Source organism: Commensalibacter sp. B14384M2, from assembly GCF_016101865.1.
GTDB lineage: Bacteria > Pseudomonadota > Alphaproteobacteria > Acetobacterales > Acetobacteraceae > Commensalibacter > Commensalibacter melissae.
The window spans coordinates 115,003-130,721 of the sequence record NZ_JACFPS010000001.1 but is presented as its reverse complement, the minus strand read 5'-3'; the positions used below and the strand labels follow the sequence as shown (position 1 = coordinate 130,721).

Annotated in this window: 10 protein-coding genes; 7 read left to right on the top strand and 3 right to left on the bottom strand. The window is 37.2% G+C overall.

The genetic code is table 11. From position 1 onward, the window contains the following. Positions 1 to 99 precede the first annotated feature (99 nt). From lpxC to ligA, 4 genes are all read left to right on the top strand, one after another. Positions 100 to 1,131, top strand: a complete 1,032-nt coding sequence (lpxC, locus tag H3R33_RS00580) for a UDP-3-O-acyl-N-acetylglucosamine deacetylase (protein ID WP_198184511.1) — start codon at positions 100 to 102, stop codon at positions 1,129 to 1,131. Positions 1,132 to 1,258: 127 nt separating this feature from the next. Continuing rightward, positions 1,259 to 2,149, top strand: coding sequence for an outer membrane protein assembly factor BamD (locus H3R33_RS00575; RefSeq protein ID WP_110438476.1), 891 nt, complete (start codon positions 1,259 to 1,261; stop codon positions 2,147 to 2,149). A gap of 33 nt (positions 2,150 to 2,182) precedes the next feature. After that, positions 2,183 to 3,892 carry a DNA repair protein RecN gene (gene recN, locus H3R33_RS00570; RefSeq protein WP_198184510.1) on the top strand — a complete coding sequence of 570 codons (1,710 nt, stop codon included), beginning with the start codon at positions 2,183 to 2,185 and terminating at the stop codon, positions 3,890 to 3,892. A gap of 26 nt (positions 3,893 to 3,918) precedes the next feature. After that, on the top strand, positions 3,919 to 6,024 hold the full coding sequence (ligA, locus tag H3R33_RS00565; RefSeq protein WP_198184509.1) for an NAD-dependent DNA ligase LigA: 2,106 nt from the start codon (positions 3,919 to 3,921) through the stop codon (positions 6,022 to 6,024). A 14-nt stretch (positions 6,025 to 6,038) separates the two neighbouring features. Here ligA and H3R33_RS00560 read toward each other — a convergent pair whose 3' ends face one another. Then, positions 6,039 to 7,142: a glycosyltransferase family 4 protein gene (locus H3R33_RS00560; RefSeq protein ID WP_155568419.1), complete on the bottom strand. Its 1,104-nt coding sequence runs from the start codon at positions 7,140 to 7,142 to the stop codon at positions 6,039 to 6,041. Positions 7,143 to 7,414: 272 nt separating this feature from the next. Here H3R33_RS00560 and H3R33_RS00555 point away from each other — a divergent pair, with 272 nt between their 5' ends. Further along, a complete protein-coding gene (locus H3R33_RS00555) occupies positions 7,415 to 8,851 on the top strand; it encodes a catalase (RefSeq protein WP_155568420.1) in 1,437 nt (478 codons plus the stop codon). Between the two features lie 232 nt (positions 8,852 to 9,083). Further along, a complete protein-coding gene (yiaY, locus tag H3R33_RS00550; protein ID WP_232342095.1) occupies positions 9,084 to 10,232 on the top strand; it encodes an L-threonine dehydrogenase in 1,149 nt (382 codons plus the stop codon). Positions 10,233 to 10,318: 86 nt separating this feature from the next. On the opposite strand, the gene H3R33_RS00545 is transcribed toward yiaY, so the two are convergent. Beyond that, entirely contained in the window at positions 10,319 to 11,755 is a 1,437-nt protein-coding gene (locus H3R33_RS00545; RefSeq protein WP_198184508.1) for a carbohydrate porin, read from the bottom strand. 370 nt (positions 11,756 to 12,125) lie between these two features. Here H3R33_RS00545 and H3R33_RS00540 point away from each other — a divergent pair, with 370 nt between their 5' ends. Continuing rightward, a complete protein-coding gene (locus tag H3R33_RS00540) occupies positions 12,126 to 13,031 on the top strand; it encodes a rhamnan synthesis F family protein (RefSeq protein ID WP_198184507.1) in 906 nt (301 codons plus the stop codon). On the opposite strand, the gene H3R33_RS00535 is transcribed toward H3R33_RS00540, so the two are convergent. Next, positions 12,994 to 15,678 carry a glycosyltransferase gene (locus tag H3R33_RS00535; protein WP_198184506.1) on the bottom strand — a complete coding sequence of 895 codons (2,685 nt, stop codon included), beginning with the start codon at positions 15,676 to 15,678 and terminating at the stop codon, positions 12,994 to 12,996. The two genes, H3R33_RS00540 and H3R33_RS00535, sit on opposite strands and share 38 nt — an antisense overlap. Positions 15,679 to 15,719 lie beyond the last annotated feature (41 nt).

Below are 15,719 nucleotides of genomic sequence, written 5' to 3'. Positions count from 1 at the left end.
ACACTATGCAATAATCTTTGACTAGTATTCCCTTACTAAAAATTATAATGAAATTCATGTGAGTTATTAAATCTTGGTAATTATTTAGAGGAGAAAACTATGAATTATCCGCAGGTTCTACCCGTTTCAAAAAAGGTAAACATCGCATATAATTCATTGCTATCTTCCAAATTTACAAATGATATAAACTTATCCTTGCAATATACCCTTGCCTCTCCTGTTAATTTCTCAGGAATGGGATTGCACACAGGCAAGTTAGTTCATGTAAAATTGATTCCAGCCCCAGTAGGAACAGGAATTGTATTTTTTAGAACAGATCTTGATGACACACCAATTCCAGCCCATTATAATAACGTTATTGATACAAGTCTTAGCACGGTTATTGCTTCTCCGAATAACCCAAATATCAGAATAGGAACGGTCGAACATATTATGTCTGCGCTGGCAGGCTATCAAATTAACAATCTTTTTATCGAATGCAATGGGCCTGAAATGCCCGTTTTGGATGGATCTGCCGCCAAATTCACCACGCTTCTACATAAGGCTGGCCGACAATCTCTTTATGCAGACAAACCCGCCATACAAATTATGAAACCTGTTCGGGTAGAGTATAACGACGCTTTTGCTGAATTTCATCCATCATCCGAAAATCAACTATCATTGTCATTAACGATTGATTTTCCAAATTCTCTAATTGGAAAACAAACCTTTGACATGGACCTAACCCCCCAGAATTTTCAAAGAGAAATAGCCTTCTGTAGAACATTCACCTTTAAAAAAGAAATAGATACACTTCATAAAATGGGTTTGGCAAAAGGGGGTAGTCTACAAAATGCCATTGTTGTTGATGACGGAAAAATTCTAAATCCGGAAGGATTATATTGTCCAAATGAATTTGTCAAACATAAAATGCTTGATGCCATAGGCGATTTATCTTTAGCAGGCCACCGACTGTATGGAAAATTTATTGGATATAAATCAGGACATAAACTAAACAATATGTTACTTCACGCCTTGATGAAACAAACAGATGCATGGCGCTTTCAATTTTCCCATAAATTATCAGGCAGGGTTTACCATAATTCCCAGGTCATTTCTCTAGACAGATATCCTCTCAGACAAGAAACATAAAAACCTCACCTGCAAAACAAAATTTAATTTTACTAAATTAAAATCTTCCTCTTTCTTTCTTCCATGTTATAAAAGAAACATTATTTTTATTTTGTGCCATTTTATAGAATAGAAAGTCGTTAAAACTGTGGATACAGTGAATCAAAAACGTTATTTTTATCCAATACGACATTTTTTCCCATTATTACTTGCGACGAGTCTTGTTGCATGTGGTGGCGGTCATAAAGATCAAAAGAAGTTGAATGATAATTCAGCAGCAACATATCAGGAAAATACTCCTGAACAACTGTACAACAACGGTATAGATGGCATCAAGATTAGGAAATACAAATTAGCTACTAAACAATTCGAGTTATTACAGGAGAATTTCCCTTATTCAGGCTATACCCCTAATGCCCAACTAATGGAAGGATATGCTTATTATCTGCAAAATAAGTATCCAGAAGCGGTAAAACAATTGGAAACCTATTTACAGCTTCATCCAAATAGCCCAGATGCACCCTATGCCTTTTATCTTCGCGCCTTATGTTATTACGAACGCATTTCAGATGTCACAAGAGATCAGCAAGGCACAATGGAAGCGCTTAGTGCCTTGAATGATGTAGTAAGCCGTTTCCCCGGAACCTCCTATGCCCGTGATGCACAGCTCAAGATTGACTTATGCCGTGACCATCTCGCCGGTAAAGAAATGCTCATCGGACGCTTTTATGAACAGCAAAAAAACTATGAAGCCGCTGTTACCCGTTATCAACGGGTTATTTTAGACTATCAAACGACCAACCATGTAGCAGAAGCATTACATCGTCTCGTTGAAGTCTCCTTAAAATTGGGACTTACAGATCAAGCCCGTAAGACAGCATCTGTATTGGGATATAACTATCCCAACAGTCACTGGTATCGCTATACATATAATGATTTAAGAAAATATCACCTTGTTTCAGAACAAACAGCCAAACCAACCAGTAAAAAACCTGGATTCTTCAAACGAATGTGGTATTCACTCACTTCTATTTTTTAATAAAACATCCCTGTTTTATATACTGAAGCCCCAATGTTAATACAACTCTCTATACGTAATGTTGTTTTAATTGAAAAGCTGGATTTAACCTTCGATCAGGGACTTACGGTTTTTACTGGAGAAACAGGGGCAGGCAAATCTATTTTACTAGATAGCCTTGCCTTAACATTAGGTGAAAGAGCAAGCTCTTCCTTGATCAGGACTGGATCAAATCAGGCTTCGGTCACAGCTTGTTTTGAAATCGAGAAAACGCATCCTGTCTATCAGCAATTACAATTACAAGGTTATGAAATTTCAGAAATAACCGATCAGCCATTGGTCATTCGTCGTACTATTTCACAGGATGGCCGTTCACGCGCCTATGTTAATGATCAGCTTATCAGTCTTAATTTTTTACGAGAAATTGGTCAACTACTTATCGAAATACAGGGACAGCACTCGCAGATTGGTCTAATGGATATGCGAAATCATCTTTCTCTTCTCGATAATTTTGGCACTCCACTAAACTTAATGAATGAAACTCGCAAAACCTATTATCAATGGACTGAAACAACAGCCAAACTTGCCGCTCTTAAAAAAAATCTTGAAGAAACATTACATGAAGAAAAATGGTTACGAGAATCAGTTGAGGAATTAAAAAATCTTTCTCCACAAGCTGAAGAGGAACAAGAGCTTGTTCATAAAAGACGATCATTACAACAAAATGAAAGACATCTGGAATTACTGGTTTCTGCTCTTAATCAGCTTGCTCCCCAGGACCGTAAAAATAACCAGCCTTCCCAAGTCTTGCTAAATGCAAGCAAAACTCTTCAACGTCTCTTATCCAATTCTGAAAATACTTCATTTTCCGAATCTAATAAATCCATTCAAGCAGCATTGGAAGCGATCACTCAAGCAGAAGAATCTTTAGCGGAAGCGGAAACAACACTTTCACAGCTTGTAAACACGATTGAAATTGATCCTCAACAAATTGATGAAATAGAGGAACGATTATTCTCCCTACGCGGCGCAAGCCGAAAATATGGCGTGACTATTGATGAATTGTCCCATCTGCTTCAAGAATTTGAAATAAAACTTAATCAACTAGATATTGGAACAACACAAATCAAGACCCTCGAAATAGAAGTTAATCAACACCGCCTTAAATTTGAGAAAGCCGCCGAAGCACTATCACAACATAGACAGAAAATTTCCAAAAAGTTGGAACAAGCTGTTACTGCCGAATTAAAACCCTTAAAACTGGAACGCGCAAAATTCCTCGTATCTTTGAAGCCACTTAACAGAGACGCATGGAATCAAAACGGTAAGGAACAAATCGAGTTTTTGATTGCAGCCAATCCCGGTGTCCCTCCTGCCCCTTTGAACAAGTCCGCTTCCGGCGGAGAACTTTCCAGACTTTTATTGGCTTTAAAAGTTGTTTTAAGCCAAAAGTCTACCTTATCAGCGCTGATTTTTGATGAAATTGATTCCGGTGTTGGTGGGGCGACCGCTTCAGCAATCGGTGAAAAATTACATCATGTCGCTCAAACTATGCAGGTATTTGCAGTCACACACAGCCCTCAGGTTGCTGCCAGTGGAGATACGCAATTTCAAATTAGCAAATTAATTAAAAATGGCGTAACCTATACCACAACAAAACGTCTAAATTCAAACGAGCGTAAAGAGGAAATCGCCCGTATGCTTGCTGGAAACCAGATTACTGACGCTGCCCGTTCCGCCGCAGATAGCTTACTAAATAAATAATAATAAAAAATTAAGTACTCAAAATTATGCAAAAATTTCAAACTGATTTTCACCAGATTCCCATATCTGATCTATCTTCCGAACAGGCTCAAAAAGAATTGTCACAACTTGCCAATTTATTAAAATCATTGGATCACGCATATTACAATCAAGACGAACCTTTGGTGGAAGATGCTACCTACGATAAATTGCGCCAAAGATATAACAAGATCGAACTCCTTTTCCCACAATTCAGACAAAAAGACAGTATTAGCCAAAAGGTTGGAATCAAACCGACGGGAGGATTACAGAAATGTAAACATCTAATACCCATGCTTTCCCTTGATAATGTATTTGATATTAGAGAATTTGAAGATTTTATAAAACGAATCCAGCGTTATCTTGATCTCAAACCCGATGAACTCGATAATCTTCATTTTGTTGCAGAACCAAAAATTGATGGATTATCCATTAACCTTACCTATAAACATGGTAAACTAATCCAAGCCAGCACACGTGGTGATGGAACGACGGGAGAGGATGTTACCGAAAATATCAAAACATTGCGGAACCTACCCTTGACACTTCCAGAAAATTATCCAGACACAATTGAAATTCGGGGAGAGGTTTACATCTCCAAGCAAGATTTTTTCAATTTAAATGAAGAACAGGAAAAAAATAACAAACGTCTTTTTGCCAATCCAAGAAATGCCGCAGCCGGCTCTCTCAGACAACTTGACCCTGAAATTACACGCTCAAGACCCCTTTCCCTATTTGTGTATGCACAGGGTTATTCTGATAAATCAATCGCGGATACACATGAACATTTTTTAGAACGCTTACAGCAATGGGGCTTCACCGTTAATCCCTTATTCAAGGTTGTTAAAAATGCCCGGGAAGCGGAAGAATTTCAACAGTCCATTATCCATCAGCGTTCCGGATTGCCCTACGATATTGATGGAGTGGTTTATAAAATCAATTCTGTCACCTTACAAAACCGATTGGGATTTATCGGACGATCCCCACGCTGGGCAACTGCATGGAAATTCCCGGCGGAACAGGCAATAACCCGCATAAAAAAAATCGAGATTCAGGTTGGACGTACGGGCGCTTTAACGCCTGTGGCCCTCCTTGAACCCGTAAATGTTGGTGGCGTAATCGTAACAAGAGCCACCCTTCATAATGAAGATGAAATAATCCGTAAGGATATCAGGGAACATGACCAGGTCATTATACAACGTGCCGGTGATGTAATTCCCCAAATATTGCGAGTTGATATATCCTGCAATTCTCAAAATCGTGCAGCGCCTTTTAAATTCCCCACACATTGCCCTGTTTGTGGAGCCATTGCAGAAAAACCAAAAAACGAAGCTGTAAGTCGTTGCACAGGTGGACTGTCTTGTAAAGCCCAGATTGAGGAACGATTAATTCATTTTTGCTCTAAGAATGCTTTCAATATTGAAGGTATGGGGGAAAAAACCGTTCTCGATTTTTTCCGTATGGATTTAATCAAGCAACCTGCGGACATCTTTCGTTTATATCAACATCAACAAACCATACTAAGACTTGAAGGCTGGGGAGAGCTTTCTTTAAAAAACCTTTTAACCGCCATTGACCAGCATAGAAGGATTTCACTGGATCATTTTATTTATTCCCTTGGAATTCGAAGGATAGGGCTTACAACAGCTAAAATTCTGGCCAGATACTATACATCATATACCAACTGGAAGGAACAAATGCTGGCCGCCCGGCAAACTGGCTCTGAAGAAAGATTGGTATTGGGTTCCATTGAGGGAGTTGGTCCTGCAATCGCGGATGAAATTGTTGCGTTCTTTACCGAAATGCATAATTTGACAACCCTGCAGGATCTTGAAAAGGAACTGACCATTCAGGATGTGCAGTATCAGCAAACAGGAAAACTTGCCGGTAAAACAATTGTTTTTACAGGAACCCTATCTTCCATGACACGTTCCGAAGCTAAAAATATTGCTGAAAGGCTGGGTGCAAAAGTAACAAGTTCCGTTTCACAAAAAACCGATTTCGTGATCGAGGGCACAGATGGTGGCAATAAAGCACGAAAAGCAAAAGAACTTGGTTTGCAATGTCTCGATGAACAAGAATGGAATGAATTGATTGGATCTGAAAAAATATAATGGTCAAACAAGGTTTATTTCAAATATCTTGGTAAAATATTCTCTTCAATATGATTTAAAATAAACCTTCCGGAAGCTTCGAAACTTTCCTCACTGTAATGCTGTTGCATATATTGACGTGCATTCGCAGCATAATACTGTGTTTTGCTTGGATTATGATAATATTCCAGAATTTGTCTAGCTAAAAGTTCTGGAGAATTTTTATCAATTAATGTTCCTATTGAATTATTCCTGAAAGCACTCCGCATCTCCCCAACATTTGTTGAAATAACCGGAATACCGACAGCCAAAGCTTCATGAACGGCAATACATAAGCCTTCATAAACAGAAGTTTGCAAATATAAATGAAGTTTTGATAAAAAATTCATGACATCATCTGAAAAACCTATCAATTCGACATTATCCACTTTTAATAAATGAATAAGGTTTTTCAAATGCTGTTCCTCTTTTCCCGATCCAGCAATGGATAATTTTATCCGTTTTCCAACCTCGGGATAATGATGGTTGATGTAAGCCATCGCCCTGATCATTAAGGGAAAATTTTTTACGGTATGTAAACGCCCAACTGAACCAATATGAAATATTCCTTTGCCATTCCATACTGAACCCATAGGTAGATTGTGTGGAATTTTAAATAAAGACCAGATTTTTATACGATCTTCAGGAACTTTCATTTTCGATTTCAAAAAATTGGCAACTCCTGTTGAGTCAGCAATCCAAAGCCGACTTAATCGCTGCATCAGAATTGTTTTGATTAATCTCAAAGAATAGCTGTTTGCACTATGTTTCCAACTGACAACCGGAATCCGGTTCCATAACCCCACCAATTGGCCGTCCACCGTCGCACGTGTCAATGACGTCCATATAACATCGGGAGGGGAACGTTTTACAATTTGGTTGAAATGAAAAGTGGATTTATATCTATTTTCATTATTTCCTGATAATAAACGGTAAGAAATATTACTTTTTTTAAATAAATCAACAGTTTCCATATTTCTCGGTATACAGCCGAACAATTCAACGGAATGCCCCAGTTTCTTGAATAAATTTATCAGATCAGGAATTACGAATTCAGCCCCACCCCCATCAAAACTGCTAACAATATAATATATCTTCATATAGATAACCGAAACAATAATTACAAAACATACTGATCTTACCAACCTTTTACAGAAGATTACGTTATTTGCCAATATCAATATAAAATATTAACAAATAAATAAATAATTATTAATTATCCTTAATAAAAACATAAAACAGGCAAGTAATAATCCAATAATATATTTAAAACTCAAATAGTTACTTTTGAATTATTGATTGTATGATACAATTATTGGGTCAAGAAAATAACAATTGGCTTATGAAACAAAAATAAAATAAGGAGCTACAAATGAGTAAAAAGGTTTTTACTACAGCTGAAGGTATTCCTGTTCCCGATAACCAGAATTCCAGAACCTCTGGACCTCGTGGTCCAATTCTATTGGATGATTTTCATCTGGTTGAGAAACTTGCTCATTTTAACCGTGAAGTTATACCCGAACGGCGTGTTCATGCCAAAGGGGCGGCCGCTCACGGAAAATTTGTAGTTACCCAAGATATAACCAGATATAGCTGTGCAAAAATATTTAGCGAAATAGGTAAAGAAACCCCGATGTTTGCACGTTTCTCACAAGTTGCAGGCGAAAGGGGATCAGCCGATACGGTAAGGGATCCACGCGGTTTTGCCTTGAAATTTTACACTGAAGATGGTAACTGGGATCTTGTCGGAAACAACACTCCCGTGTTTTTTATTCGTGACCCCCTGAAATTCCCCGATTTCATCCGTACCCAGAAAAGGGATCCTCAATCCAATCTAAAAGATCCCAATTTTCAATGGGACTTTTGGTCTTTATCTCCCGAGGCCCTGCATCAGGTCATGATCCTTTTCTCTGACCGGGGTATTCCCGCCAGCTATCGATGCATGCATGGTTATGGAAGCCACACTTTCAGTCTAATCAATAAGGATAATGTCCGCACTTGGGTAAAATGGCATTTCAGAACAGAACAGGGTGTTAAAAATCTTGATCCTAAAAAAGCTGGAGAATTAGCCGGTTCCAATCCGGATTACCTTACCGAGGATTTATTCAATGCAATCAAGGAGGGCCATTTCCCAAGATGGAAAGCCTATATACAGGTTATGTCGATTGAACAGGCAAAGAATCACAAGGATAATCCTTTCGACGTTACCAAAGTTTGGTCACAAAAAGAATTCCCATTGCATGAAGTTGGATATTTTGAATTGGATCGTAATCCAGGAAATTATTTTGCCGAGGTAGAACAGGCGGCTTTTTCCCCTGGCAACGTTGTTCCCGGCATAGGCGTTTCCCCGGACAAAATGTTGCAAGGACGTATATTTGCCTATGCTGATGCCGCACGGTACCGGGTTGGAACAAATCATCAGCTGCTGCCCATCAATGCTGCAAAAAGCCCTGTAAACAATTACCAAAGAGATGGATATATGCGTTTTGATGATAACGGAGGCGGAATGACAAACTATGAACCAAACAGCGATCCAGATGCACCAAAACAAACGAACACTCCTGAAAACTATTTCCCGGATTATACATCCGGTGAAGGGGGAAGGTACGACAACCGCGTTGACCAGGACTATTACAGTTATCCAAGGGCCTTGTTTCATTTGATGAAACCAGAACAAAAAAGTCTGTTGATCAATAATTTTGTTGAATCCTTACAAATGGTTCGAAAGGATATTCAAAAACGCGTGTTGGAACACTTCCAGAAAATTGACCCGGAACTGGAACAAAAAGTAGCGACGGGTCTAAAATGACAAAATAATTATCCGATTTTTCAAATATAGAAATTAATATTTGGTTTTTTAAAGTAATCCCTTGATTAAAACCCATAATCGGGGGATTATAATTTTGTAAAATTTACAAACATACTTAATAAAAAGAGCGCGACTCTTCCCCTTATTTACTTAGAGTAAAGACTTTAATTTTATTAAATTACTCTTATATATCTCTAAGAAACTATAATGGTGATAAAGGATATACAATATTATGAGTACTACATTCTTTCTTCCACCTGTAAATATTATTGGTAAAAACGCCTTACAAGACGCTATTTCCCACATTCAGGGACATGGTCTCAAGCATGGCCTTATCGTTACAGATTCATTTCTAAGCAAAAACGGAGTAGTCAAAAAAATTGCTGATATGCTTGATCAGCAAGGAATTAAAACAAATGTTTTTGATGGCACCCATCCCAATCCTACCGTAACAAATGTTAATGACGGATTAAAAATACTCAAAGAAAATAATTGTGATTTCGTTATTTCCCTTGGGGGTGGTTCTCCGCATGATTGTGCCAAAGGGATTGCCCTGCTTGCCACCAATGGTGGTGAAATCAAAAATTATGAGGGAATTGACAAATCCAATAAACCTCAACTTCCATTAATCGCGATCAACACAACTGCTGGAACAGCCAGTGAAATAACCCGTTTTTGCATTATCACGGATGAAACACGCCATGTTAAAATGGCTATCATTACACCTCATGTAACACCTATTTTGTCTGTCAATGATCCCGCTTTAATGGCGGGTATGCCTCCTGGACTGACTGCTGCGACAGGTATGGATGCTCTGACTCATGCAGTTGAAGCCTATGTTTCCACTGCCGCCACACCCATCACAGATGCGTGTGCCTTGAAGGCCGTAACCCTAATCGAAGAAAATCTGCGCAATGCAGTTAAAAATGGCCAGGACATGCAAGCCCGTGAGAATATGGCCTATGCAGAACTGCTCGCAGGAATGGCATTTAATAACGCATCCTTGGGATATGTCCACGCAATGGCACATCAGCTTGGTGGTTTTTATGGTTTGCCACATGGGGTTTGTAATGCAGTACTGTTGCCTCACGTTCAGGAATACAACCTCCCCAAATGTGCCGCTCGTTTAAAAGATATTGCAAAGGCAATGAATATTGATGTCAGTAGCATGAATGATGAGGAAGGCGCCAAAGCCTGTATCGCGGCTATCCGCAGCCTCTCAAAAGATATTAACATTCCTGCCAATCTGACAGAACTCAAGGTTCAGGAAAAAGATATTCCCACCTTGACTGCCAATGCGCTTAAGGATGCTTGCGCCTTGACCAATCCCCGTCAGGGAAATGCTGAAGAAGTTGTGGCAATCTTTAAATCAGCAATGTAATTAATAAATTCATAACTTAAAAAACAGGATATGGATAACCATATCCTTTTTTTATCATCTATCTAATGTAAATTACTGAAAGATATTTAAAAGTCTACACGACTTTTGAAACCAAGAAAGGCTGCATTAGGAATATTTTTTTGTGCATTTGGATGAATCTCGTATTGAAAATCAGGTTGAAACATAACTCCATCATAAATATGAATTAAATAAGTAAGCTCTACCGTTGTTTCTGCTGATTGTATTCCAGATGCTCCTGAAACAATATCCCCGATGGGAAAACCTGACATTATGTTATATCGTTGTGCCTTGCGTGCTTCCCGACTCATAATTTGATGAACAAATAGAACACCTATTCCATCCATAGGCCGTGATTTCCAAAATCCGGTATTGATAATGGCCGCCAGAAATTGATTTTGTCTTTGAAATGTTTTTGGATTACTGTGAACAAAACCAAGATATCCTATCAATCCATCCAAATCACCCGGCCCATTTCGCTGAATCATCTGATCCAATAAAACCCATTCCTCATCCCGTCCCCTTTTCCATTTCTGATCTATTCCATTAGCCGAAGTGATATGCCCCCCGTAAATGGAACGGCCCCAAACAGGATAAGGTGATGTATCATAGGCAAATCCAATTTTATAATGTCCCGTTAATTCATGTTTTCCCCATTTTGGTTGATAGATCATTTCTATAGGAAATTCCCCACCGGCATCTTCACCTGTTCTAACCACAGCGGCCCAGCCTGCCCGATGGCCAGCCCTATTGCTATAAGCCGCCCGACTTACCTGATACATGCCTACACGTATAAAATATTGAGGAGTGGCCTGAAACAGAATATTAATTCCCCATTCTGAATCCGGCCATGCTGAAAAACCTGCCGCCTGTCCACTTAAGGGTTTTGGATTACCGCAAATTCCATTATTCATGAAATAACACTGAATGGGGCTGGTTGCAAAGCTTGCCCCGACATCCATCCTTCCAAAGGACATGATCATGCGATCTTCCAAAAGATGTTTATCCAGATACAGATTTACTAGTTTTGCAACAACATTCCCACCAGCACCATATAATTCCTGCACCTGTGTTATATTTTCCCCAAGCCCTGCACTCAGATTGCTTCCATAACGACCAATGACTGTCATATGTCCAACCAGACCATTCGTGATCCAGTTATCCCCAATCAATACTTCCCAATCAATATCTATATTTGCATCCACTGCACCTGTATTGGTTGATTTCTTTTGATGATATCCTGAAATATTTCCTGCAAATTCATTTTGGTTGTCAAAATTGATATTAATGCCCCGGTTATACAACCACGAATGCAATCCCCACCAATTTCCAAGCAAATGTTCCGGTTGGGGCAAATAGGGATTTGTTCTCTCTTTCTGCATTCTTTGGATATCAATACGGTTACTTTCTGCACGACTGACAGCTGTTCTCCATCCACCACTACTACCAGCCGGAATCATGTGCCAATCCGTTAACTCATCATCATATTTTCGATTTTTTTCCAAAGAATCTGTTTGTGAATTTTGAGCATGAACAATTAAATTATTATTTTCTAATTGTATAACAATAACAATTAAAGAAAAACATAATAATTTAAATATTTTTGATAATAAAATATCTTTATTACATATTTCTTTCATGTTTTCCCATAATTTATTTATTTTTTTATTACATTTAACAATAAATAAATATTATTTATCAATATAAAATACTTGATATGTATTTTAATTTTAAATCAATGTATTTTATTTACAGCTAGTTTAATATTAATTCTTGTTTTTTTCACATTTTATATTTAGAATTTAATAATAAATATTTTAAATTTATGAATTCTAACGATAAATTTTCACTATAAGTCAAATATCATCACTAAATATGTCAAACAGAATATGTCTTTTTGCCTCTTATAATTCAACGGATGAACTTCCTCCCGACACAAAACATTTTTTAAGACAACTCTACTTATGCGGATGGAAAACACATTTAGCCCTTTCCGGGAAAGAAAAAATTTCAGAGGATATACACGATTTTTGCCAAAAACATTCAATAACACCCCATTCTCGTCCTAATCAGGGACTGGATTTTGGAGCATGGCAAGATTTAATAATAAAAAAAGTCACCGATCATGCTGATTATATCCTACTAACTAATGACAGCATTTTTGGCCCCATATATCCTCTGCAGCCTGTTTTTAAAAAAATGTTTACCAAAAACTTGGATATATGGGGGATGGTTGATAGTTTTGAAGTGAACTGGCATTTCCAATCATGGTTTCTGTGTTTTAACCATACCACATTTTTTAATCCAGCAATTCAAGACTTGTTTATGCAACCATTCAAACAAATGGACAGACAGGCCATTATCCAGCAAGGTGAATTAAAGCTGGGACGCATTTTGCAATCAAATCCGGAAATTAAATGCAAGGCAGCCTGGTCACCAACAAAAACAAGACTTTTTAGAAATAAAAAAAACGTCAATCCCATGCACCTGGATTGGTATACTATCCTGCATTCTGATAACGTCCCTTTTATTAAAAAAGAACTCATCCGTGATAATCACTTTGGAATTTTCTGGCTGGACTATTACCGTACACTTCTGAAACACAATCAATTTTTCAAATTAAACTATATTGACACCTATTTAAACGACCATATTAACCGACCGATGATCCCCCATACCGTATGGTGGAAACGGCTGAAATATCTTGCCATAACTTATGATACAAAACTTGCCTGGACATATTTCATAAAACAGGGTGTTTCTTGTTCTCCGCCACTTTAACACTGTTATAGATTTCAAATAATTCATCAGCCTGTTGTTCATAAGTCATAATATGATCCTTATATGGATTAAGATAGGCATCCAAAAAGGATGGTTGTTCCAGAAATCCTTCAATAACCTTTTTTAATTCTTCCGAACCGTCATATAATGAAATATAGGTACCATTTATACCGTCCATAACATCCTCTGACTGACCACCAGGATGGGTACACACAACCCAAACATCTCGTAGCAAAGCTTCCCTGACTGTCAGCCCATAGCTTTCTTTCCATTGGGAAGGAAAAAGCAATATATCTATTTCATTAAAGAAATCATCCTTTGAATTTTCATCATATGGTGGAATAATGATAACCTTATCCTGCCCCTTCCAGGAATCTATATCAAATGATGAATATCCAAGATTGCTTTTGCTATCTACAATCGTCAATTTCCAGTTTTCATGTTTTAATGATGTAAATACGTCAAAAATGAGATTATAGCCTTTTATTATCTCATTTCCGGCAACGAAACCAAACCTCAAGACAGAACCCGCCATACGCTTTTTACGCAATTTTCTTGGACGGGAAACTCCGTTACGATTTACTATAATTTTATCGGGATCAACATCATTCACTATATAAAGCTGACGATGTGTTTCACTTGGACTCAATAATAACGAGGCTCCTTCGAGTGATTTTTTCATCATTTTCATTCGTTCTCTTAAATAGAAAACCTGGGGTTCACATGCCTGACAAATATTCAGGTCTATTTTTTCCTGAAAACAATATTTATGATTATTTTTGACCATAAATGTACGGTCACAAAGCCACCACGTGTCATGAAGAGTAATAATATAAGGAATATCTTTCAGTTGACATGAAGCAATCAAATGCAGTCCAAGATTTTGAATTGCATGAAAATGTACAATATCTGGTTGAACAGCCTGTAAAACCATTTCAAATGGATTCACAATTTCTGTATTATTGAATTCTTCAGATGGATATGATTGCGGTGAAATCTCTACTGAATAGACCAAGGATCCATTATCACAATAACGCCTTAATCCTTTATGTTGTGAAAAAGGTCGGGAGGTAAAAATTGCTATTTCAGTATTCTCTTTTTTTTGTATCCGACGGGACATTTCCTCTGCAACCATGGTGGCACCACCGTAAGAATATGGTGCATAATAAAGATTAACCACCAAAATCTTTAATTTATCCCTGACTTGTTTATTCGGTATTCCAAAAATAGGTTCAACCTGTTTTTTTAAAATTGTATCGGGAGAATAATCCTTTAAGACATCATAATAAGCCTGTCGTCCTAAACGTTGACGTAACTGGGAGTTCCCTGCCAGTAAACATATTTTTTCCTTCCATTCAGATGTCGAATTAGCAATAAAGCCATTTTCACCATCCCGAATTATTTCTTTGAAATTTTTTCGGGGAGAACAAACAGAGACAATACCTAAAATGGATGCCTCTAAAAATTTAATATTGCTTTTGGCATCATTAAAGGCAATATCTTCCAACGGTGCTATAGCTATATCAGCATGCGCCAATAATTTCATGTATTGATCATAGGACCGAAAAGAAAAATAACAGACCTGATTTTTGAAATCCCCAAATTGATTTGGTAATTCAAGTTCCCCTATTATCCACAATCTTAATTTTTTTTCATGAATAAGTGCCGAAATAATTCCATCGGCCGCAATCAGAAAATCAGCATTATGAGTTTTAGTCCCTGATCCATAAAGAACAATTATTTCATCTTTTTTCTTAAGATCACCATCTATTTCCAATTTACGTGGATAAAGGTCTGAAGCAATTCGTAAAGTATTTTGATCCAGGGCATTTTCTATAACCTTAACTTCATGAACTCCAACCTTTCGTATATTTTGTGCCAAAGCGGATGTAGAGGCAATTGCATGATCACAAGCCAATAACGCTTTACGGAATAATCCTGATCCAAAAAGTAATAAATCCAACTCCTCTTTGGGTAAATACTTCATAAACCCGCATTGTAAATATAATTTTTTGTCAAATATTAAATCATCAACTTCCCACCAGGTTTTTAAACCCAATCGTTTAGCCTCAGAAATCTGATCCAAAACATTTTGAAAAGCAGGAACCCTATAAAAAACCACTTCTTTACAAATTTGTAAGACTGATAAAACCTCACTTTGATTTCTCCAGTCAACAATTCTACATTGCCATCCCAGTTTTTCAAAATATTCCTTTTTTTGCTGTACGCGATATTTATAGCATTGTGGTAACGTGACTTCCGCTACAATTAAAATTAGATGTGATTGATTAAACTGTTGGTTCTCAAAAAATTTGTAATGAAAAATAAAATTATTTTTTTCATTTATTATAAATTGTCTACAATTAATTTTTTTAAAAATTTTTTCAAGTATATTTACACAACGATCAATTCCAAAATAAACGATCTTTATAAACTTTTTTACTGGAATAATATTTTCCAGCCGATCTATGACTTTCCTATAATATTCTATACGAGCATGTAAATTTGAAATACGATTTTTATAATGCTGTAATTGAGCAATTTGTAAATTCAATATTCTGAAGGTTAAATGATATTCATCAATAAGCCGGTTTTTTTTTTTAATTTCAGCCTTTAGATATTCAATATCATTTTCTTTTTTATACATAAATTACAACTGGCTAGTGAAAATAATGATCATAATAACAG